We start from the raw sequence: 21,315 nt of genomic DNA on the forward strand, positions 1-21,315 counted from the left end.
GCCTGTTCGCGTCAGATCTTGATGCGGCTGTTGTCGGGATCGTAGAAGGGCCGAGGCGACGCCTGGGCCGCGTGACGGACGCCCGCAAGTTCGATTTCGAACTTGCCATTGGCAAGCCAGTCAGACCAGTTCTCCGCCGGTGCGGGCAAGTAGCCCATCGCGACCGAACCGCCCACGGTGTAGCCGTAGGCGCCAGAGGTGGTTCTGCCGACGATGCTGCCGTCGCGCCAGATCGGTTCGTCATGAAGAAGGATCGGACCGGCATCGTCCAAGCGAAAGAAAGCCGCTTTCTTCGTAACGCCGTCAGCCTTCTGCCGCTCGAGAGCCGCGCGGCCAATGAAGTCCGCATCCTTCTTGAACGACACCGCGAATTGAAGACCAGCCTCCAGAGGCGTGTCGCCTGGCGTTACGTCATTACCGAAATGGCGGTAACCCTTTTCGCTGCGAAGCGAGTCGAGGGCGTGGTAGCCTGCCAGCTGAAGCCCGAGCGGTTCCCCTTCCTTGACGAGCAGATCGAATACCTGCCCGACAAACTCGGTCGGCATGTAGAGCTCCCAGCCAAGCTCGCCAACGAAGGTCATGCGTTGGGCAAGTGCTGTGGCATACCCTACTTCAATTTCTCGCGCAGTGCCGAAGGGGAAAGCCTCATTGGAGAAATCGGCCGGCGAAACCTTCTGCATAAGCTCGCGGGACTTCGGCCCCATGATGGAGAGAACGGCAAATCCAGATGTCACGTCCGTCACAACGACGCGAGAATCCGGCCGTAGATTTCGCTTCACCCAGGTCAGGTCCTGAGGCTGCGTGGCAGCGCCGGTCACCATCATGTAGCGGGTCTCGGACAGGCGCGTGAAGGTCACGTCGCCCACGATGCCGCCACGGCTGTTCAGCATTTGCGTGTAGACGACCTTGCCAGGTGGGACGGCCATGTTGTTAGCACAAATTCGCTGCAGTTCAGCTTCGGCATCCGGACCTTCGATGAAGGTCTTTCCGAAGGTGGACATGTCGAACACCGTGACGGCATTGCGAGTGGCGTCGTGTTCGGCACGGACGCATTCGAACCAATTCTGACGTTCAAACGAATATTCGTATTCCGGCTTGACGCCATCACGCGCATACCAGTTGGCGCGCTCCCATCCGGCGGCGGTACCGAATACAGCCCCCCTTTCCTTCAGACGGGAATAAAGCGGGGTTTCGCGGATGCCTCTTGCCGTTTCGAACTGCCGATGCGGCCAGTGCATCGCATAGAGAAGGCCGAGGCTTTCGGAGATCCGGTCGTGCAGGAACCGCTCGTTGATTTCGAAATTGTTGAAGCGAGCAATGTCCAGTTCGGCGAGATCCATCGTCGGCTCACCCTCAACGATCCACTCCGACATGGCCTTGCCGACGCCTGCGGAACTCAAGATGCCTTGCGAGTTGAAGCCTGAGGCGACATAGAGCTTCCGCACGTTCGGAGCTTCGCCCAAGATGAACTTGTTGTCCGGGGTGAAGCTTTCCGGGCCGTTGAGGAAATGACGGACACCGAGTTGCTCGATCAGCGGAACAAGTTCCATGGCGTTTGCCATCGGCTGCTCGAAATGGTCCCAGTCCTCGCCAAGCTCTCCGAACTGAAAGTTGCCCGGAAGCTTGGACATTGGCAGCGACTTGGCCTTCGGTTCGAACGAGCCGACGAGCAGCTTGCCGGCATCTTCCTTGATGTAGATGTAGCCGTCCGTGTCCCGAAGTACGGGGAGATTGGGCTGAATGTCCTTGTGAGCCTCGGTCATCACGTACATATGCTCGGCCGCATAAAGCGGGACGTTGATGCCGGCCAGTTTTCCGATGTCGCGAGTCCAAGCGCCCGCGCAAAGAACGGCAACGTCACAGGTAATCGTGCCGTGGTCGGTTGTGACCGACTTTATCGCGCCTTTCTCGACGCCAAAGCCTGTGACCGTGATCCCCTCCAGGATCTTGGCGCCGCGGCTACGTGCGCCCTTAACGAGGGCCTGCGTCGTGTCGATTGGGTTGGTCGAGCCGTCGCCTGGAATGAAGGCGCCGCCGACGACCTTGCTGATATCGACCAGGGGGTGGCGCTCCTTGATTTCTGCCGGCGACAACAAGTGCGCTTCGACACCGAACGTCTTGCCCAACGAAATCAGACGCGCAATTTCGGTCAACCGTTCGGGCGTACGCGCTACAGGAAGGCTTCCGGTACGGCGAAACCCTGTTTCCTGACCGGTTTCGTCCTTCAGGGAGCTGAAAAGGGTCGCGCCGTATCGGCATAGATCGGTCATCGTGTGGGTGGTGCGTAACTGATTGACGAGGCCCGCCGCATGCCAGGTCGTCCCACTCGTCAGCTGTCCGCGTTCCAGCAGAACGACATCGCTCCAGCCAAGCTTGGTAAGGTGATAGGCGATACTCGCGCCTATGATGCCGCCGCCAACGATGACAGTGCGTGCTTGTGTGGGTAGGTTCATAGTCCGACACCTTTGGACAGCGCCTCCCAGGTTCGAGCAGCGACAAGTCGCCGGATTCGATCAGGGACAACGAGTGATTATCTGCGAGTTGAAAGCGGTCGGGATCGACAACTCGCCGATCCCCGGCTGCGAGGCAAAAGCTCGTTTATTTGCCGCTCTCGACTGCCTCGACAAGCTGGGCAAGGGTGGCAAAATGGTAATCGGGCGTGGTCTTTTCCGAAACCGACGGCGAACCGCCAAAGCCTTCCTGACCCTGGCGGCGCTCGATCCAGCAGACCTGATAACCAAGACGCTTTGCGACGCCGATATCGTGGAACTGGCTTTGGGCGACGTGCAGATAGTCCTTCAGGCGATAGCCGAGTTCGCTGTTGCGTCCCCGTGCATAGGAAAAGACCTGCGGATCTGGCTTGCAGACTTCGACGTCCTCTGCCGTGACCTTGTCGTCGAAGGGCTCTTCCAGCGTCCGCGAGAAGTGCGCCAATGCCCAGTTGTCCGCATTGGTCATAGCCACAAGCCGGAAATGCTTGCGCAACTCTTTCATCGCCGCGATGGAATCGGGAAATGCTGGCCAGAACTCCATCGAGAGACGAAGTCCCGCCACATCGGTCTCGGACGATGGCAACCCGAGTTCTGCGGCCATGGTGCGATAGATATCGGGCAACATGTTCGTGAAAGGAATGCCGGGAGTGAGATGGTGCTGCTTGTCCTCGGCCGCGGCAAAACGGGACAGGATGGTCGCATCGTCAATGGTGAGGCCCACGCGTTCGACGATCGGGCGGAAGTGATTGATCAAGCCGGCTTCGAAATCGATCAACGTGCCAACGACGTCGAAGGTAAGGATTTTTCGGTCACGTAGGCTCATGTGGGCACCCTTGCTCTGAGATCGGAATGCGAATGAGCATAGTCGAAGCCACCGAAATCAAAACTGACATGTTTTCATTTAAACAATGACATATTGTCATAACATGGTTATGACCGCAGCCGATGCCTTGGTTGACCATCACCTTGCCACTTAGCTTTTTGCAAGAATTCCTTTATGCGTAAGGCTCGCACAACAGAGTTTGAGAGCAGGATTGCTGGACATGAATGGAAAGACGTGATCAAGTCAAAGATGCAATTTTTGTCATGAAGTGATATGCGCCTCGATATCGAATCCCTCCGAACGTTCAAAGCAGTGTTGGAGCTTGGTGGCGTCACTCGAGCGGCCAGATCACTGAACCTCACGCAATCGGCGGTCAGCCACAAGCTGGCACGCCTCGAAGAGCGTGTTGGGCGCCCTATCCTGATAAAGAGCGACGGAGGTTTTCTGCCGACCTCTGACGGTCAAGGACTGCTGCATTATGCCGAGCGGCTCATCGCACTTCATGACGAAGCCGCCCAGCATTTTCGCTCTTCTGACCTGGCGGGCAAGATCCTCCTTGGATCGACGGAGGATGCTGCAAGCAAGAAGCTTGCGATGGTGCTCGGACGCTTCGGAAGAATCCATCCGAACGTTTCGCTCAATGCACGCGTTGCGCAGAGCCTGGTCCTTCAATTCTGGCTCACAACATCTGAGGTCGACCTCGCGATCTTACAGGTTTTCGTGGACGACAAGGAACCCAACGACATCGAATTGTGGCGGGAGGATCTTCTTTGGGTACGGGCGACTGATCATCCGATCACCTTCGATCGGACGATCCCGTTTGTCTCTTTCGACAAGAACTGCTTCTACAGGTTGGCGGCGATGCGCCACCTGGTCGACACCGGACGCTCGCTTAACGTCGTACTTGAGTGCCCAAGCAGTGAGGGTGTGAGGGCAGGAATCCGCAACGGGTTCGGCGTCGGGCTCTTGAGCCGTCGCAACCTTGTGGACGGACTTGAAGAACTTAAATCGGATCTCCCGCACTTGCCCCAGGTGTGCCATGTCCTGCGGAGCCGCAACGGAGCGCCTTCAAAGGTCGAGCGCAACCTGACCGAAGCCATTCTTCAGGAGATGCAAGAGGGGGTTTAAGAAAGCCGAATTCTAGAGCGGATGAGAGCATCGCGACTTCGTTGCTGCTCCAAAAAGACACGGCGATCTTCAGCGCAGCATTCAGCCGGGCGATATCTCCATCCAGTCCCGCACGAGTCCATTCCTGGATGTCTTTGCTTCCCCCGAGGCGCTTCTCGGTAGTGGGTTTGAAATTCCTTCGCATCAAACATCATGTGAGATAATCCTACATCAAAGCCGTATGAGGGCGGCAAATGCCAATGCAACGTTACGGCGGTGTATTTGAGCCCGCTGATCTGGACTTACTCCAGCGGGGTGTTCGACCAACTATGCAATGAGGGCCGGCTGGCCCAAAAAGACATGGAACAGAGGGAAGTCCTCGCTGAGGAAATCGTCATCGCTTTCCAGAATGGGATCACGGACGAGTCGAACCTATTGCAGACTCTTTCTAAGCGCCGCAGGCCCTAGCTCTGAAGGCGCTCTGCTCTTTGTCGAGGACCGCGCTGCCGATTTCTCGCCTTCATCAGCCGTGATCGGCAACGATATTCGCAATTTACCAAAGCTAGCCTATCAAGTCAGCGGCCATCGCCGGGGACGCCGCTGTCGCCCCCAGGCAGATGCACCCGCTCGTTATCCTGTCGCTAATATTGGGCACCGAAGACAGGCGAACGCGACGTCGCGCCCGGTTGGGCAGCTGGTCTGGTCACCCTTATGATCACACCCGAAATCCATGCGTCGCGTTCGGGAGCTCTTTCACCTCGGTCATTGTCGTTTCACAGCGCCTTTTGCAGCTCAGGCAGGATGACGAACAGGTCACCGACCAGGCCGTAATCGGCGACCTGGAAGATTGGCGCCTCCTCGTCCTTGTTGATGGCGACGATGACCTTCGAGTCCTTCATGCCGGCCAGATGCTGGATGGCGCCGGAGATGCCCACCGCAATGTAGAGGTCGGGGGCGACGACCTTGCCGGTCTGGCCAACCTGCCAGTCGTTGGGCGCATAGCCGGCATCGACGGCGGCGCGCGATGCACCGACGGCGGCGCCGAGCTTGTCGGCGACCGGCAGGATGACTTCCTGGAACTTTTCCGCCGAGCCGAGTGCACGGCCGCCCGAAATGATGGTCTTGGCCGAGGTCAGCTCCGGACGGTCGGTCTCCGACAGCTTGTTCTCGACGAAGGTGGACAGGCCGGGGTTGGCCGCTGCCTTGACGGTCTCGACCGCGGCCGAGCCACCTTCGGGCGCCGCCTGGAAAGAAGCGGTGCGCACGGTGATGACCTTCGTGGCGTCGCTCGACTGCACCGTCTGGATGGCGTTGCCGGCATAGATCGGCCGCTTGAAGGTATCGGGCGAAACCACCTCGATGATTTCCGACACCTGCGCGACATTGAGCAGCGCTGCCACGCGCGGCGTGACATTCTTGCCCGACGAGGTCGCCGGCGCGATGATGGTGTCGTAAGCGCCGGCCAGCGAAACGACGAGTGCCGCCAGCGGCTCGGCGAGGCGCTCAGCCAGTTCGTCGGCCTCGGCCAGCAGCACCTTGCTGACGCCCTTGAGCTTGGCGGCAGCGTCCGCTGCCGGCTTGGCGCCCTTGCCGGCAACCAGCACATGCACGTCCGAACCGATCTGCAGGGCCGCCGAGAGCGCCTTGGCGGTCTGGTCGGAAAGGCTGGCGTTGTCGTGTTCTGCAATCAGAAGAATAGCCATTGATGATATTCCTGACTTTCGTTTTCGAGACTCCCTGAAATCCGATCAGGCCGAGTCGAAAGCGGTTGGTTTCGAGAACCGGAGCGGAGCGTACTTTTGTACGTGAGCACCGGAAGCGGAGAAACCGGCCGTTTGCAGGCCGGCCTCATCGGATTTCCTTACAAAACGCCGGCTTCGTTCTTGAGCTTGTCGACCAGTTCGGCGACGCTCTTGACCTTGACGCCCGCCTTGCGGCCGCTCGGCTCCTCGGTCTTGAGCACCTTCAGGCGCGGCTTGACGTCGGCGCCGTAATCGGCCGGGCTCTTTTCGTCGAGCGGCTTCTTCTTGGCCTTCATGATGTTGGGCAGCGAGGCGTAGCGCGGCTGGTTGAGGCGAAGGTCGGCGGTGATGATCGCCGGCATCTTCAGTTCCACCGTCTGCAGGCCGCCATCGACTTCGCGCGTCACCTTGGCCTTGTCGCCGTCGAGCACGACCTTGGAGGCGAAGGTGCCCTGTGCCCAGCCGAGCAGGGCGGCCAGCATCTGGCCGGTCTGGTTGCTGTCGTCATCGATCGCCTGCTTGCCGAGGATGACGAGGCCGGGCTGTTCGGCGTCGACGACGCCCTTCAGCACTTTGGCGACGCCGAGCGGCTCGGTCTGTTCGTCGGTCTTGACCAGGATAGCGCGGTCGGCGCCCATGGCGAGCGCGGTGCGGAGGGTTTCCTGCGCCTGCTGCGGGCCGATCGACACGACGATGATCTCTTCGGCCTTGCCGGCTTCCTTCAGCCGGATTGCTTCTTCCACCGCGATTTCGTCGAACGGGTTCATCGCCATCTTGACGTTGGCGAGTTCCACCGCCGAACCATCAGCCTTGACGCGAACCTTGACGTTCGCATCCACAACCCGCTTCACGGGCACAAGGATCTTCATTTGCCTGTCACTCCGATAAGAACTTATAGGTACCAATCCAAACAGATCGACTGATCGGCTTAGAGCTTCCCATAAGCGTTCAGTGTTCGGAGCCACAGCTCCTTGTATGCTGAGTCCGTCATGTAGGCCGCATGGGCGGTTAACGTAATATTCTTCAGCGAAAGATAAGGACTGCCTGGAGGAAGGGGTTCTTCGGGAAATACATCCAGGGCTGCATGTCCAATTTGCCCTTCGGCCAACATCCGGAACATTGCGGCTTCCTCAACCAAACCGGCGCGCGCGGTATTGACCAGAATAAACCCTTTTGCCGGGAGCAGAAGCCGACGAGCGTTCAGCAGTTCGGCGGTCTCGGGCGTGAGCGACAGGTGGAGCGATACGACGTTGGCATTCTCCAGCGCTTCATCAAGCTCAGCAACGAAGGCGCGGTGATCGCGGGGAGTGCGGTTCCAGGCCGCGACCTCCATGCCTATGCCGACGGCGAGATCGGCCATGCAGGCGCCGATGCCGCCCAGGCCGACCACAGCAATCTTTTGTCCCATCAACTGGAGTCCGCCTTGGGGCGACCAGATCCCGGAACGTATTTTTCGGTCCATCTCGGCTATTCTGCGCGCTGCCGAGAACATCAGACCGAATGCATGCTCCGCGACCGATCTGTCTCCGTATCCGGGTGTGGTGTAAACCTTCACTCCGCGTTTCGCGGCGTCATGCAGATCGACGTATGTTCCTGCTCCTGTTCCCATGAAGATGATCGCCCGGATCGAGGGACAAGCATCGAGAACGGCTGGCGGAACGACCGTGTGCTCGACGAGAAGCACGTCGGCCTGCGCGCACATTGCCACGAGGTTGGCTTCCGTAGGATTTCCTTCGTTGATCTTGATCGTGTCGGGCACTGGCAACTCGCGGGTTCTGATTACGCGGGCCAGTTCTTCAGTACAGTCGACAAATATCGCGCCCATGCGTCTTCTCCTAAAGGTGGCGTACAGCCACCCTTCCCCAGCCGAGATCCGGCAAATCTAGAAGTTGTCTCCGGTCCGCCACTCAGGGACGGGATCGATTGAAGGCCTACGCGGCGGCAGACATCTTGTCGGCATTCAACGCGTCAGCGAGGATTCGAATAGCCTCATCGAGCTCTCCGTCGGAGAGGATGACAGGTGCCAGGAACCGAACGATGTTGCGATTGACCCCACACTTGATCACGAGGAGGCCGCGCTCGCGAGCACGCTCCATGACTTGCTGCGCACGATCTGCATCGGGCTTCTTCGTGACGCTGTCCGATACGAATTCGATCGCGCGCATGAAACCGATACCACGCACTACGCCAATATCGGCGTGCTCGGATTTCAATGCATCGAGGGCCGTCGATAATTTTGTGCCCAACGTTGCTGCTCGCTCGATGAGTCCGTCTTCTTCGAATGCATCGAGGACGGCTAGCGCCGCAGCGCACGCGATCGCATTGCCACCGTATGTGCCGCCGAGCCCACCGGGAGCAGGCGCATCCATGATCTCAGCCTTGCCGACGACACCCGAGATCGGGAAGCCACCGGCCAGGCTCTTCGCGACCGTGACCAGATCGGGCTGAATTCCTGCGTGCTCGAAGCCAAAGAGTTTTCCGGTGCGACCGAAGCCGGTTTGAATCTCGTCAGCGATGAGGACGATCCCGTGACGCTGCGTTATCTCTCTGAGCGCGCGCAGGAACTCAGGTGGAGCCTGCAGGAAGCCACCATCGCCTTGCACGGGTTCGATGATAATGGCGGCGACGCGATCGGGTGCGATCTCGGTGGCGAAGATCTCCTCAAGGGCGGCGACCGCGCCTTCAGTCGTGATGCCGCGGTAGATATCAGGATAAGCCGAATGGAAGATCTCGCCGGCAAAGGGGCCGAAGTTCTGCTTGTAGGGCTGAGCGAAGCCGGTGAGGGTTATTCCAAGCAGCGTGCGCCCATGGAACCCACCGCGAAAGGAAATCACCCCTGGACGGTTGGTGTAACTGCGCGCGATTTTTACGGCGTTTTCCACGGCTTCCGCACCTGTCGTGAGGAATACGCTTTTGTAGGCTGCACCCTTGCCGATCAGCTTATTGAGCCGCTCCGCCAAAACAATGTAGGGCTCATACGCTGCGACCTGGAAGGCTGTGTGAGTGACGCGCTTGAGTTGCTCGTGGACCGCCGCGATCACGCGGGGGTGATTGTGGCCAACGTTGAGCACGCCAATACCTCCAACAAAATCGAGGTACCGACGACCTGCAATGTCCCAAATGTAGGCACCTTCGGCGCGATCCACGATGATGGGATGTGCGGTCGCCAAGCCCCTGGGAATATTGTTTGCACGAGCGGTCAGCAGTTCGTCTTGACTACGCTGGTTAGAAGACATGGATCATATTCCTTTCCTGAGAGTGTTCGGGCACAGGCGTGACGCACAAAGTCCCAGAACATTGTCGGCTTCGACAGGCCGACGGGGCCACGTCGACCTGATAATCATTCGACCGTTTCAAACGTCCCGACCACAGGCTTGTCCCCACTCGCATCGAGGACGCATGAACGGCCTGGGGACACATTCTCTGCCGTGATGCCCAACGCGGCGATGTCCGAGGGAATTTCGGCATTCAGCGCGAAGCTGGCCGCCAACCGTGCCGCGGCTGCACCGCCCATCACGCCGTTACCTCCCTGCCCCGCCAGCCAGATGAAGCTGGGCTCTTCGGCATCGTGTCCGATAACCGGCTCATGGTCAGGAGCGAATGTCCGCAGACCGCCCCATTTGTGCGCTACGGTCCGAACCTCCATCGTCGTGTAGGTGTGGATCCTATCGATGGCGATCGCCACTTCCAGTTCATCCGCCTGCGCATCGCAGGGTTCGGACATCGCCATATCGACGGGAGACACCATGATCCGCCCAGCTTCCGGCTTGAAATAGAATGTCTCAGCGACGTCGAACGTCATCGGCCAAGTCTGAATGGAACTGCCCGACGGGGGGTCAAAAGTAACCGCGGTCCTGCGAAATGGGACGACATTTCGATAGGGCAGGCCCGCAAGCGACGCGATCTCCTGCACCCAGCCTCCAGCAGCATTGACGACGACAGGCGCTTCAAACACGCCGCTTGGCGTGGATACCCTCCAAACGCCACCCGAACGTTCCAACGTCACGACCTTGCCGTTTGTGACCAGTCGCCCACCTCGCACCCGGAGCACTTTCAGATAGCCGGACAGGAGAGCGTTTGTGTCGATGTCCATGCAGTCCGGTTCGTAAAGCGCAGAGACAAATTCGCTTGTCCTGATAACCGGGCAGAAGCGCAAAGCGTCTTCGGAAGAGGTTAGCTGGATTGACGCGCCCCTGCTCACAAGCTCCTCCGCCTGCGCGGCGAGTTTCGCCTGCTCGCCATCGCGAGCAAGGAACAGCGCGCCGCGGGGGGTGACGAGCGCGACATCCGTAAAACCTTCCGGGGGCGTCTCGAGGAAAGCGCGGGATGCGGTGACAAGCCGGCTCCAAAGCGCCGGGCCATAGTTTTCCGACATCACGGCTGCGGAGCGGCCAGTCGAATGATAACCCGGCGACGACTCCATTTCGAGAACGATCACTTTGCCATGCACGCTCAGCTCGTAGGCGACCGAAGCCCCAGCAATGCCAGCACCAATGACAATGAAGTCTGCCGTTTCTGCACTCATCTTTGTTCCTCGGACCACTACTTCACGTTGGGGGCGGGTGCCCACGAAAGATTCTAGAACACTGCTTCGCCAATTTCGATTTGGTGCGTCGGCGTCAGCAGTTTGACTTCACCAGAGGTATTGCGAGCTCCAAGAATTAGGATCTCTGAATTAAAGCCAGCGATGTTGCGCGGCGGCATGTTGATGACGCAGGCCACCAACTGACCCACCAGGTCCTCAGCCTTGTAGCTGGTGATCTGAGCGCTTGACCACTTCCGGCCGAGCGGGCCGAAATCGACTTCAACTTTATAAGCCGGCTGCCGCGCGCGCTCGAACGGCAACACTGCCAGGACGCGACCGATCCGGATGTCAACTTTCGCAAAATCGTCATAGACGATCTGAGTTTTTTCCATGGCAATCCTCGTTCGCTGGCAATCCTCGTTCGTTCAGCGTGATTGTGAATGCTCATCGCGGCTAAATCAGCCGGAACAGGGAGACCTCTTTGAGCTTTGCTATCAAGCTGGGGGGCTGTTTCAGCAGATTGTGCCGCGCGGCTGGGTGAAGATTGGCGCAAAGGTTTGGAGAGCCCAATGACCATTGCGCAGCGACTGAAAGATCCCTCGCTTTTTACCGAACTTTGCTACATCGGCGGAAATTGGGTGGGAGCCAAAAGCGCGGCCACCTTTGCGGTCGACAACCCCGCAACTGGCGAAATAATCGGCAACGTCCCGAACTGCGGTGCTGGGGAAACCGATGTTGCAATTGCGGCAGCGGACGCTGCATTCAAATCCTGGCGCAAGAAAACCGCTGGCGAACGAGCGGCTCTTTTGGAGCGCTGGTTCGATCTCATGATCGAAAACAGGGAAGATCTCGCGCGGATCATGACGTTGGAGCAGGGCAAGCCGCTTGCAGAAGCCAGCGGGGAAATCACCTATGGAGCCTCGTTCGTAAAATGGTTCGCGGAAGAGGCCCGCCGCATCTACGGCGAGACAATCCCCGCGGCTTCGGCTGACGGGCGCATCATTGTCCAAAAGCATCCAATTGGCGTCATTGCGGCAATCACGCCTTGGAATTTCCCCAATGCCATGATCACCCGCAAGGCTGCGCCGGCCCTCGCTGCAGGCTGCACCATCGTCATCAAGCCGGCCGAAGCCACCCCCTTTTCCGCGCTGGCACTTGCCGTGCTTGCTGAGCGTGCGGGAATTCCCAAGGGCGTCATCAATATCGTGACCGGCCAGCCGGCTGAGATCGGAGGGGCACTGACACGTAGCCCGGTCGTCCGGAAGCTGACCTTCACAGGCTCGACGCGGGTCGGCAAAATTTTGATGGAGCAGTGCGCTGCGACCGTCAAGCGGGTCGGGCTCGAACTGGGTGGCAACGCGCCGTTCCTGATCTTCGACGATGCCGATCTCGACGCGGCAGTTGCCGGCGTGATGATCAGCAAATTCCGCAACGGCGGCCAGACTTGCGTGTGCGCGAACCGAATTCTGGTGCAGGACGGCGTCTATGACGCCTTCGCGGACAAGTTGGCCGCGGCAACTTCCAAGCTTGCCGTTGGCGACGGGCTTGTGGACGGAACGACCATCGGCCCGATGATCAACCAAGCCGCAATTGACAAGATCCAGCAGCATGTCGACGACGCTACATCACAAGGTGCAACGATCGTCCTCGGCGGCAAACTGCGCTCTGGTCTCTTCTATGAACCGACGGTGCTAAAAGGCGCCACGGTCGACATGAAGATCGCGCGCGAAGAGACCTTTGGCCCAGTGGCGCCGCTTTTCCGCTTCTCAAGCGAAGAGGAAGCCCTCGATATCTCAAACGATACGCCGTTCGGGCTCGCATCTTATCTCTACACGCGAGATCTCGCGCGCGCCTTCCGCGTGGCCGAGGCGCTCGAGTTCGGGATGGTCGGCATCAATGCCGGGTCCGTATCAACCACGGCTGCCCCATTCGGTGGAATCAAGGAATCCGGGCTTGGACGAGAGGGGTCGCATCACGGACTGGAAGAATTCCTCGAGCTGAAGACGCTGCATTTTGGGGGCATCTGAAGGGTCGGGTCATGGAGCAGAGGATTCTACCCCCTGAGTTTGAGAGCCCTCCGAAGTTTTCGCGCAAGGGGCAGGCGATTGCTGCACTTCTCTATGTGCTGTTCGCCGTTGCCGGCCTGGCGGTGGTGGTTTGGTTCAGTCGATAGCTTCTCGACCGGGCGAATGCAGGCAGACTACCTGAGTTTTGCCAGCGCATCGCCAAGCGAACGGGCTGTCACAGCAACATCCAAGTTCAAACGCCGGAGGTTCACACGCAAAGCTGCTGACTATCATTTTCCATGAAGGCGAGCCCAGGGCCGATGCCGCCTTTCTATCCAGGTCCACGTCTCACGATCCGCAACAATGACAAGAGGGAAACCATGATACGCACGACAATTGCTGCCGCCTTCATGCTGTTCACCGCGCTGGGAGCGGGAAGCGCTCAGGCTCAATCCACACTGAAAGTCGGCACGGAAGCCAACGGTCTTCCGTTCTCCTTCGTCGATCCGAAAACCAATCAGCCTGACGGCTTCATGGTTGATGTCATCAAGGCCGTCGGAAAAGAGGCCGGTTTCGCGGTGACCGTGGAGCCTATGGAATTCTCCGCACTGATCTCCTCGCTGACGTCCGGCAAGATCGACCTGACTTCGGCGGCGATGTACATCACGCCGAAGCGCCAGAAGGTCATTGACTTCTCCGACCCCATCTTCGGCTACGGTGAAGGCATGATCGTGCGCAAAGACGACAACAAGGACTATACGTCCTTTAATGAACTGCCGGGAGAAACCGTCGGCGCCCAGTTGGGCACGCTCTACGTCGCACCGCTTCAGCAGGCCAACATCTTCAGCGAAGTGAAAGTCTACGATACGGTCCAGAACATGATGCAGGATGTGAATGCAGGGCGGATCAAAGCCGGCTTCGCTGACTATCCGATCATGTCGTACTTTCTGGCGAAAGGTCAGTTTCCCAACGTCAAACTCGTGAAGACCTACAAGCCGGTGGTTCCGGGCGAGATCGGCATCGGTATCCCAAAAGACAAGCCAGAACTTTTGAAAAGCATCGACGACGCTCTGGTGAAGCTGAAGGCGAACGGCAAGCTCGATGAGCTGACCGCAAAATGGAACCTGAAATAGGAACCGTTTAACGCTTTTCATTCCGGCAGCTTTGCGGAGCTTCTCCGCAAAGCTGTTCATTCAGGGGTTTGCGATGACCGCCTTTCTTCAGGATTCGATCGAATTCCTACCGATCCTTGCTGTCGGTATCAAAAACACCATTCTCGTCACACTGGGCTCTCTGTTGCTCTCGACGGCCTTGGGACTGCTGTGGGCAATCATGCGGCTTTCCCACAGCCGGTTCGTAAGCGCTTGCGGCGCAACGATCGTCAATGTTCTCCGAAGCATTCCGATCATCGTCCAGCTCTTCTACATCTACTTTGTCCTGCCGGAGATCGGTGTGGAACTGACCGCGCTTCAAGCGGCGATAATCGGTCTCGGAATTGCCTACTCGTCCTACCAGGCAGAGGATTTCCGCGCCGGTATACAGGCTGTCGATCGAGGGCAGATCGAGGCGGCCCAGTCGCTCAACATGTCCTACGGACTTATGATGCGGCGGGTCATCCTGCCCCAGGCGATCAAAATCATTCTTCCGTCCTACGGCAACACCACGGTCATGATGCTGAAGGATAGCTCCCTTGCCTCCACGATCACCGTTGGCGAACTGTCGCTTCAAGGCAAGCTGCTTGCTGCGTCGACCTTTCAGAACACAACCGTTTTCACCCTGCTCGCCCTCTTGTATCTCGTGATGTGCGGGCCACTGATGTTGTTCAATCGGTGGCTGGAGCATCGCATGTCGACCGGCAGGCACTAGAGGGAGTCATGCGATGATAGACTTTCAGGACGTGCATAAAGCATACGGGCATCATGAGGTGCTCAAAGGGATCAATGCAACGATCAGCAAGGGGGAAGTCGTCTGCATTATCGGCCCGTCCGGATCGGGCAAATCCACCATGCTTCGTTGCATCAATGGTTTGGAGACATATCAGAAAGGCCAGATAGCCGTTGACGGCATTCCCGTAGATCAGAGTACGAGGTCGCTCTCACGGGTTCGCGATTCAATCGCAATGGTGTTCCAGCGATTCAACCTGTTCCCCCATCGGACAGTGATACAGAATGTCGTGGAGGGCTCGATCTACGTGAAGAAGGAGGCTCGATCGACCGCGGAGGAACGCGGCCACAAGCTCCTGACCCAAGTCGGGTTGGCGGACAAGGCAAACGCCTACCCGCAACAGCTGTCAGGCGGACAGCAACAGCGTGTGGCCATTGCCCGCGCCCTGGCGTTGCAGCCGCGGGCAATTTTGTTTGACGAACCCACTTCAGCCCTCGATCCCGAGCTGGTGGGCGACGTGCTTAAGGTCATGAGGGATCTGGCTGAGGGCGGTCTGACAATGGTGATCGTCACACACGAAATCGCGTTCGCCCGCGAAGTAGCCGACCGGGTCCTCTTCATCGATGGCGGGGTCATTGTCGAAGAAGGCGCGAGCAAAGAGATGCTGACAAATCCGAAGCACCCGCGCACCCAGGATTTCCTCCACAGAGTTTTGCACCCCATCGATTGAACATCTTGCGTGGTCGGCGGAATGCGGACGCATTGGGCGAAGATGCCCCGAAATCGGATGCAGCGCGCCCGCAGCCATCTCCGGGTCTTTCGTTTCCTAAACGGATGGAGGTCGAGCGCTTCGGGCGGATCGCTGTCCCTCGAACGGCATAGTGATCTGAGGAACAGCTGCAATGCGCAAGCCCAGCAACAACTACATTAACATCGACGGGCATTCGTTGAAGGGGAAGATCGCAACACCTGCTTTCGAATTGGAAGTGACAGGAGAAGCCATGCTCGAATCCGCCGGTTCCAATCCGGATATCTTTCTCCTTTTCACCAACAACCCTCGTGGCGACCGACTGAAGGTGGGCGCACTATGGAAGCGTCGCAGTCGAGGGGGTGGAATAGCGTACCTATTGCTACTTCACCTGCATTTTGGGCGCTGGTCTGCATATCTTACGCGATGGCACGGACGGGGCGATGACACGCTGTGGGCTGTGCTCCCTTGCGATCGCGACCTTTTGCTCTAGTCAGAATGACGGCTTATGGCTGGCGACGCGCGCCGAGAGCGCCCGGCAAACCTCGAGCGTCTATTCTCCGCGCAAGCGGGTGCTCCACCGTCGTTGTAAGCCGGTAGTCCATTGTGACGGCCGCAAGGCGGACGGTCCGAACATTGGCTGCCGTCTCCTCCGCTTTCACATTTACACGACACTGTTGCGTAAGCGGGAACGCCCGGCTCGTGTCAGGCCCCATCGATGCGCCCAAGCAGCCTGAAGGTCCCCTTCTGATCATCCGAGCCTCGAAGCTGCCAATCCGCTTCCGGCCTAACTTTCCGAAGGCCCGCAACGCGACCATTTCTGCCGTTTCCCTGTCCAAACTCACTATGAATCGAACAGCATGAGTGCTGCCCTTGTGGGCAACGCTCAATAACGCCGCTGGATCGTCGGATGGTCAATCCGCAGAGAATGAACGGAAACCAGGGGAGAACTACACCAAGTCGCATCACCCTAATTGGTCGCAAGCCAGCCTCGAATGCTTACGCGGCGCCTGGCGCCGCGCAGCCGACTCGCCAGGGAGACAAGAAGTCCTTTGAAATAAAATAAGAAAATGGCGCACCCGACAGGATTCGAACCTGTGACCTCTGCCTTCGGAGGGCAGCGCTCTATCCAGCTGAGCTACGGGTGCTTCCCGGTGATCCGGAAAACGAACCAGCCGGTGAACCGGCAAGTCACGGCTTCTTAGCGGAAGCAGGCGCGGGCTTCAACGGGCAATTGGAGAATGGCGCAGCGACTTGGCTCGATGCGTCCAGGGTCGCGCCGCGTCGGCCCTTCGCAGGCTCAGGGCGTTCGTAGTTCGAAAAGCCAAGCAATTGGCTTTTCGTCCGCTGCGCGGACCTCTACTCACCCTCACTCTTCACCGTCCGCCGGCCGCGCACCGTCCGCTTCGCCTTTTTGGCCCCCGTCAGTTCGTGCATCGCATCCAGCTGCATCTGCTGCATTTCGGCCAGGCGCGTCCATTGGCGCGAGATGAGGTAGTCGAGTTTTTCGTGCAGATGGCGCACTTCGAGCTCGGCCTTGAGGTTGACGCGGTAGTCGTTGAAGGAGCGCAGGCGGTCCTTGGACTCCTGCCGCCTCTGGCTCATCATGATGATCGGCGCCTGGATGGCGGCAATGCAGGAGAGCAGCAGGTTGAGCAGGATGAAGGGATAGGGATCGAAGGCGCTGCTCATGCCCGCGATCAGGTTGATGCCGATCCACACCAGAAGCACGCTGCCGAACGAGATCAGGAACCACCAGCTGCCGCCGAAGGACGCCATGTTGTCGGAGACGCGGTCGGCGAATGTGCGGTGCTCCTCGAACTCCTCCTCCGAGTTTTCGGAAATCGTGTCTTGCCTGGCGATCGATTCGACCACTTGGCGGTCAAGCTCGGAGAATTCGCCGTGCTCCTGCTGGAGCAGCTCCTCCATGTAGCGCATGCGGTAGCGGCCGAGCTCGGCACGGGTGATGCGGGCGCCGGCCGGCAGGTCCGGATGATCCGATCGAATGCGGTCGGCGAGGCTCGGGCGCAACGTGTCGATGCGCACGAGATCGCGCTTGCGGAATTTCCGGCCCGATATCGCCGACGGTTTCTTCTTCGGCTTGCCGCGTTGGGGGCCTGGAGCTGATGGTTCGGAGTCCGGCACTTCGGGCGTGTCGAAGTGCTCGTCCGACACCGGATCGGCCTCCAGCTCGCCGATGATCGGCGCCTCGAAATATTCGCCGCCGCTGTCGTGCTGGTTGTCTTCCGCCTGCTCGGGCGTTTTGGGGACGGTGCTCATGATGCGGGCTCCTGAGGGTGCTGGGCGACGTATGCCGCAACATCGCCAGCATCGCGACGGATTTTCGTGGGACTACAAGTGTTTTTGATCGAGGGCAGGAGGCGATGGGCTTCGATGCTGCCGGCAGTCCACTCTTCGCAGGCTCAGGGCGAGGTTGAGATTGCCCAACTTCGTCATCCATGGGCGGAGCGGGAGCGAAGACCGGAGGGCCATGCCATAAGCTGTCGCTTGCGGTGAAGAACTTGTCCGATGTTAGCGCCAATCACCCCCCTCTGTCCTGCCGGACATCTCCCCCGCAAGGAGGGAGATTGGCTGTCATCCCGGCTTTCGCCAATTTCCACCGTCACATGAGTGAGCGTAGCGCCGAAGCCGCTGATCTCCCCCCTTGCGGGGGTTGAGGAGCGGTCCGCGCAGCGGGCGGAAAGCCAATTGCTTGGCTTTCCAAGCGACGAACATCCGGCAGGACAGAGGGGGGTGCCGTCCCGCCAACGTGCGCAAGGTTCTGCACGGCGGCGGGCAACAAAAAACCCGCCTTGCGGGCGGGTCACGTTTCCAGTGGTCAATTGGCGCGACTCAGCACCATACCCAAAACAGTAGCTTAGCTGCCCTCACCGAGTCAAGAAAAAATTCCTATCCGTCGCCGTGCGCCCAGACGCGAACCGCGCCGCGGCCACTACTGCTCGGCGAACATCAGCCTCGTCTTGGCGCCGTCCATGGTCGGCGACAGGCTCCGCTGGATCAGCGCTTCGACATGGTCGTTGCGCTGGCGGGCTGAGTCGGCGCCCATCACCACGACGATCAGATTGCGGCCGTCGGCGTTGTAGGAGGTGACGATGTTGAAGCCCGAGGCCCTGATGTAGCCGGTCTTGATGCCGTCGACGCCGCGCACGCGGCCAAGCATGTCGTTGTGGCCGCGCACCAGCCGGCCGCGGAACATGAAGTCGCTTTCGGAGAAATAGTGGAACTGCTGGGGAAAGCGCTGACGCAGCGCCATGCCGAGCACCGCCATGTCGCGCGCCGTCGTCATCTGGCTGTCGTCGGGCAGGCCCGACGCGTTGCGGAAAATGGTGCTGGTCATGCCGAGCTGGCGCGCCCTGGATGTCATCATGGCGGCGAACTGATCCTCCGAGCCGCCGAGATATTCGCCGACCGCCACCGCCACGTCATTGGCCGATTTGACGACGATGGCGCGGATCGCCGAATCGACGTCGATGCTCTCGCCGCGCCGGAAGCGCATCTTGGTCGGCGGCTGCGAGGCGGCATGGTCCGACACCGGGATCTGCGTCTGCTTGGTGACGCGGCCGGACTCCAGAGCATCGAACAGCAGATAGAGCGTCATCATCTTGGTCAGCGAGGCCGGATAGCGCTGCGCCGTCGAGCTGACTTCGAACAGCTGCTTGCCGGTCCTGGCGTCGACGACGATAGCGGCATATTTCTGCGCCGGCGCCGGCACGGCCAGCACGCTGTCGGGCGGCGTCGTGGCGCAGCCGGCAAGCAGCACCAGCAGGGCGAGTGCCGCAAAAACTCTCTGGATGAGCGGAAGGGTATTGGACAAGGGCTGGACTGTTCTGGGGTCGGCTGTTGCGGAGATAAGACGAAGCTAACGTAACGCAAGTGATGCGTCCATTTGGTTAATGGCCGACAGTCCCAGGATTGTCGAGCCTCGCAAGCTTGCCGGCCGCCCCGAAAACGCCGGTTTTCCCGTGTCTTTCCTTGCCAGGGCCGCGTTTCCCGTGGGAAGGGGCGTGGTATCTCAGGGCTTGGGGGCTTGGCATGACGAATATCGGGGCCGGGGGCGCTGCGCCCTCGCTTATCAGGGCATCGCTCAGCCGCACCGGCAAATGGGCCGGCAGCGTCGCCTTTATCGGGGGTGCCGTATCCGACATCCTCAATCCGCTGGCGCCGTTCGCCGCCTATATCGCGCTGATCGCCGCGGTGGCCGCAATCATCATCGCCATTGCCATCGTGCTCAGGCTGGTGCTGGCGGCCAGAGCGCTGCCGGCCTTGATCTTCGCCACAACAGCGGCGGCCGTCGCCGGCGGCGTCTACGGCCTGCAGCAGCAGACCAACGCCCAGAACGGGGTGATCGCAAGCCTGGTGCCGGCCATTGCCGGGCTGCAGCAGTCGATAGGAATCGTGTCCGAAAAAGTGGCCAAGATCGAGCAGACCGTCACGCAGACGCAGAAGACGGTCGAACAGCTCAAGCAGTCGACCGACACGGTGGCGAAGAAGACCGATGAGATCGCCTCAGCACAGCAGCAGCAGACGCAGCAGACGGCGGAAGTGCAAAAGACCACCGACGAGGTGAAGAAGCAGAACGAGACGCTGGCCGCCGGCCAGGCGCAGCAGCAGGCCCAGACCGAGAAGCTGCAAGCGACGACGCAGCAGATCGCCGCCTCGATCGACACCATTGCCAAGGGCTTTGCCGCCTTGGCCGTACAAGGCGGGGCGATCGCCGAGCCGAAGCGGCCGGACGAGTTCTACCACAATGCCCGCGTATACGAGCTGTCCGGCGACATGCTCAACGCGCGGCGCTCCTACCTTGCCTTTGCCGGCTTCGATGTCGACGCCATCGATCCCTACACGCGCTTTGCCACGCTGCTTCGGGTGCAGGACGGCAAGGCCGGCGCCCGCGAAGTGTTCGGCGCGCTTGCCGACAAGGGCAAGGCGCTGTCGATCAAGCTGGTGCATATCCAGCAGTTCGACGACGCCCAGCGTCTCGACAAGCTCAACGCCTTCATCGCCGCCAACGCGGATTTCGCGCCGGCCTATTTCCTTTTGGCGCAGGAGTTTTCGGAAGACCGGCTCGGCGCCCAGACGCTGGCCGACAAGCGCAACGAGGCCAAGGCGCTGACCAAGTTCACGTCCTACGAGAAGGATGGCGGGCTGCTCACATATTTCGTCGACCAGACGCAGCTGGCCGACTGGCTGGACCGCAGCCGCAGCCGGCTGGCAGCGCTTGCCGACGTGCTCGATCCCGCCCGCTTCGTGCCTTCGCTGACGCCGATGCGCTCCAACCAGGGCTGGTCGATGACCATCTCGCTGCCCGAGCCGGCGACCGCCATCTCCTGGCGCATGGGCAACAGCGGTCCGTTCACCGACACCGGTTTTCTGGCCATGAACGACCAGACGACCGGCAAGCCGATGGCCAATCCGAGCTTCGAGATGCCCGACAGCACCGTGGCCGGCATCATCGCCATCAAATATCTCGACATCAGGGGCCGCGAGACCGGCCCGTTCGACATCCGCTTCGACCCGGAGGCGGCACTCCAGCAGGGCAACAAGCAGATCCTCGACCAGTTCTGGACCTCGTGGATCGCCTTCGATGCCAGCGGCAATCACGGGCTGGTCTATTTCACCCAGATGCTGTCCTACCGCTGCGCCATCAAACAGGTGCACTACAGCCTGAACGGCGCGGCGCTCGACAAGGAGATCAAGATGCCGCGTTGCGACAAGAAGGACCCTTACGCCATCCCCTACGACTACCAGCCCTATTTCAAGGTCGCCGACAGCGTGAAATCGATGTCGGTGCAGGTCACCTACACCGACGGCACCAAGTCGCCGGTGCGGGAATACAAGCGGCAGTAGGAGGCGGCAGCGCCATTCCCCTCTCCGTCTCGGCTTCGCCGAGCCACCTCTCCCCACTTTCGTGGGGCGAGGAACCGCCAACTTCGACGGCCAGCCTTGCAGAATTTGGGTTCCTCGCCC

General features: G+C 59.8%; 17 protein-coding genes and 1 tRNA gene. 7 read left to right on the top strand and 11 right to left on the bottom strand.

Annotated elements, in window-relative coordinates; translation table 11 throughout:
- Positions 1-11 precede the first annotated feature (11 nt).
- Positions 12-2,453, bottom strand: a complete 2,442-nt coding sequence (locus NKI66_RS13330; RefSeq protein ID WP_352751852.1) for a GcvT family protein — start codon at positions 2,451-2,453, stop codon at positions 12-14.
- Between the two features lie 145 nt (positions 2,454-2,598).
- Entirely contained in the window at positions 2,599-3,315 is a 717-nt protein-coding gene (locus tag NKI66_RS13335; RefSeq protein WP_352751853.1) for an HAD-IA family hydrolase, read from the bottom strand.
- A 273-nt stretch (positions 3,316-3,588) separates the two neighbouring features.
- Here NKI66_RS13335 and NKI66_RS13340 point away from each other — a divergent pair, with 273 nt between their 5' ends.
- On the top strand, positions 3,589-4,443 hold the full coding sequence (locus NKI66_RS13340; RefSeq protein ID WP_352751855.1) for a LysR family transcriptional regulator: 855 nt from the start codon (positions 3,589-3,591) through the stop codon (positions 4,441-4,443).
- 752 nt (positions 4,444-5,195) lie between these two features.
- Here NKI66_RS13340 and NKI66_RS13345 read toward each other — a convergent pair.
- The 6 genes from NKI66_RS13345 to NKI66_RS13370 all read right to left on the bottom strand — a co-directional run bounded on the left by NKI66_RS13345 (position 5,196) and on the right by NKI66_RS13370 (position 11,081).
- Complete coding sequence (locus NKI66_RS13345; protein ID WP_352751857.1) at positions 5,196-6,125, bottom strand: electron transfer flavoprotein subunit alpha/FixB family protein; 930 nt, start codon at positions 6,123-6,125, stop codon at positions 5,196-5,198.
- Positions 6,126-6,283: 158 nt separating this feature from the next.
- Entirely contained in the window at positions 6,284-7,033 is a 750-nt protein-coding gene (locus NKI66_RS13350) for an electron transfer flavoprotein subunit beta/FixA family protein (RefSeq protein ID WP_352751859.1), read from the bottom strand.
- 59 nt (positions 7,034-7,092) lie between these two features.
- Entirely contained in the window at positions 7,093-7,989 is an 897-nt protein-coding gene (locus NKI66_RS13355; protein ID WP_352751861.1) for a 2-hydroxyacid dehydrogenase, read from the bottom strand.
- Between the two features lie 106 nt (positions 7,990-8,095).
- On the bottom strand, positions 8,096-9,400 hold the full coding sequence (gene gabT / locus NKI66_RS13360; RefSeq protein ID WP_352751863.1) for a 4-aminobutyrate--2-oxoglutarate transaminase: 1,305 nt from the start codon (positions 9,398-9,400) through the stop codon (positions 8,096-8,098).
- Between the two features lie 104 nt (positions 9,401-9,504).
- Complete coding sequence (locus NKI66_RS13365; RefSeq protein WP_352751865.1) at positions 9,505-10,689, bottom strand: NAD(P)/FAD-dependent oxidoreductase; 1,185 nt, start codon at positions 10,687-10,689, stop codon at positions 9,505-9,507.
- A gap of 53 nt (positions 10,690-10,742) precedes the next feature.
- Positions 10,743-11,081 carry a tRNA-binding protein gene (locus NKI66_RS13370; RefSeq protein ID WP_352751867.1) on the bottom strand — a complete coding sequence of 113 codons (339 nt, stop codon included), beginning with the start codon at positions 11,079-11,081 and terminating at the stop codon, positions 10,743-10,745.
- 177 nt (positions 11,082-11,258) lie between these two features.
- Here NKI66_RS13370 and NKI66_RS13375 point away from each other — a divergent pair, with 177 nt between their 5' ends.
- The 5 genes from NKI66_RS13375 (at position 11,259) to NKI66_RS13395 (ending at position 15,820) form a co-directional block, all read left to right on the top strand.
- Positions 11,259-12,716, top strand: coding sequence for an NAD-dependent succinate-semialdehyde dehydrogenase (locus NKI66_RS13375; protein WP_352751869.1), 1,458 nt, complete (start codon positions 11,259-11,261; stop codon positions 12,714-12,716).
- Between the two features lie 359 nt (positions 12,717-13,075).
- Positions 13,076-13,828 (top strand): ABC transporter substrate-binding protein, encoded by a 753-nt coding sequence (locus NKI66_RS13380; protein ID WP_352751871.1) that lies wholly within the window; start codon positions 13,076-13,078, stop codon positions 13,826-13,828.
- A gap of 73 nt (positions 13,829-13,901) precedes the next feature.
- Complete coding sequence (locus NKI66_RS13385) at positions 13,902-14,561, top strand: amino acid ABC transporter permease (RefSeq protein WP_352751872.1); 660 nt, start codon at positions 13,902-13,904, stop codon at positions 14,559-14,561.
- A gap of 13 nt (positions 14,562-14,574) precedes the next feature.
- Positions 14,575-15,309 carry an amino acid ABC transporter ATP-binding protein gene (locus NKI66_RS13390; RefSeq protein ID WP_352751873.1) on the top strand — a complete coding sequence of 245 codons (735 nt, stop codon included), beginning with the start codon at positions 14,575-14,577 and terminating at the stop codon, positions 15,307-15,309.
- A 172-nt stretch (positions 15,310-15,481) separates the two neighbouring features.
- Positions 15,482-15,820, top strand: a complete 339-nt coding sequence (locus NKI66_RS13395) for a hypothetical protein (RefSeq protein ID WP_352751875.1) — start codon at positions 15,482-15,484, stop codon at positions 15,818-15,820.
- 578 nt (positions 15,821-16,398) lie between these two features.
- Here the strand turns inward: NKI66_RS13395 and NKI66_RS13400 are convergent.
- The 3 genes from NKI66_RS13400 to NKI66_RS13410 all read right to left on the bottom strand — a co-directional run bounded on the left by NKI66_RS13400 (position 16,399) and on the right by NKI66_RS13410 (position 19,162).
- A tRNA-Arg gene (locus NKI66_RS13400) sits at positions 16,399-16,475 on the bottom strand.
- Between the two features lie 211 nt (positions 16,476-16,686).
- Positions 16,687-17,607, bottom strand: a complete 921-nt coding sequence (locus NKI66_RS13405) for a DUF1003 domain-containing protein (RefSeq protein ID WP_352751876.1) — start codon at positions 17,605-17,607, stop codon at positions 16,687-16,689.
- A gap of 673 nt (positions 17,608-18,280) precedes the next feature.
- A complete protein-coding gene (locus NKI66_RS13410; RefSeq protein ID WP_352751878.1) occupies positions 18,281-19,162 on the bottom strand; it encodes a D-alanyl-D-alanine carboxypeptidase family protein in 882 nt (293 codons plus the stop codon).
- A 218-nt stretch (positions 19,163-19,380) separates the two neighbouring features.
- Here NKI66_RS13410 and NKI66_RS13415 point away from each other — a divergent pair, with 218 nt between their 5' ends.
- Positions 19,381-21,195 carry a methyl-accepting chemotaxis protein gene (locus NKI66_RS13415; protein ID WP_352720802.1) on the top strand — a complete coding sequence of 605 codons (1,815 nt, stop codon included), beginning with the start codon at positions 19,381-19,383 and terminating at the stop codon, positions 21,193-21,195.
- Positions 21,196-21,315 lie beyond the last annotated feature (120 nt).

This window comes from Mesorhizobium sp. M0518 (assembly GCF_040321125.1).
GTDB lineage: Bacteria > Pseudomonadota > Alphaproteobacteria > Rhizobiales > Rhizobiaceae > Mesorhizobium.

Excerpts from the sequence above, each read along its gene's own strand:
- NKI66_RS13415 (WP_352720802.1), top strand. The coding sequence starts at position 19,381 with ATGACGAATATCGGGGCCGGGGGCGCTGCGCCCTCGCTTATCAGGGCA.
- NKI66_RS13330 (WP_352751852.1), bottom strand. The coding sequence starts at position 2,453 with ATGAACCTACCCACACAAGCACGCACTGTCATCGTTGGCGGCGGCATC.
- NKI66_RS13405 (WP_352751876.1), bottom strand. The coding sequence starts at position 17,607 with ATGAGCACCGTCCCCAAAACGCCCGAGCAGGCGGAAGACAACCAGCAC.
- NKI66_RS13355 (WP_352751861.1), bottom strand. The coding sequence starts at position 7,989 with ATGGGCGCGATATTTGTCGACTGTACTGAAGAACTGGCCCGCGTAATC.
- NKI66_RS13365 (WP_352751865.1), bottom strand. The coding sequence starts at position 10,689 with ATGAGTGCAGAAACGGCAGACTTCATTGTCATTGGTGCTGGCATTGCT.
- NKI66_RS13390 (WP_352751873.1), top strand. The coding sequence starts at position 14,575 with ATGATAGACTTTCAGGACGTGCATAAAGCATACGGGCATCATGAGGTG.
- NKI66_RS13375 (WP_352751869.1), top strand. The coding sequence starts at position 11,259 with ATGACCATTGCGCAGCGACTGAAAGATCCCTCGCTTTTTACCGAACTT.
- NKI66_RS13340 (WP_352751855.1), top strand. The coding sequence starts at position 3,589 with ATGCGCCTCGATATCGAATCCCTCCGAACGTTCAAAGCAGTGTTGGAG.
- NKI66_RS13395 (WP_352751875.1), top strand. The coding sequence starts at position 15,482 with ATGCGCAAGCCCAGCAACAACTACATTAACATCGACGGGCATTCGTTG.
- NKI66_RS13335 (WP_352751853.1), bottom strand. The coding sequence starts at position 3,315 with ATGAGCCTACGTGACCGAAAAATCCTTACCTTCGACGTCGTTGGCACG.
- NKI66_RS13345 (WP_352751857.1), bottom strand. The coding sequence starts at position 6,125 with ATGGCTATTCTTCTGATTGCAGAACACGACAACGCCAGCCTTTCCGAC.
- NKI66_RS13350 (WP_352751859.1), bottom strand. The coding sequence starts at position 7,033 with ATGAAGATCCTTGTGCCCGTGAAGCGGGTTGTGGATGCGAACGTCAAG.
- NKI66_RS13380 (WP_352751871.1), top strand. The coding sequence starts at position 13,076 with ATGATACGCACGACAATTGCTGCCGCCTTCATGCTGTTCACCGCGCTG.
- NKI66_RS13385 (WP_352751872.1), top strand. The coding sequence starts at position 13,902 with ATGACCGCCTTTCTTCAGGATTCGATCGAATTCCTACCGATCCTTGCT.
- gabT (WP_352751863.1), bottom strand. The coding sequence starts at position 9,400 with ATGTCTTCTAACCAGCGTAGTCAAGACGAACTGCTGACCGCTCGTGCA.
- NKI66_RS13370 (WP_352751867.1), bottom strand. The coding sequence starts at position 11,081 with ATGGAAAAAACTCAGATCGTCTATGACGATTTTGCGAAAGTTGACATC.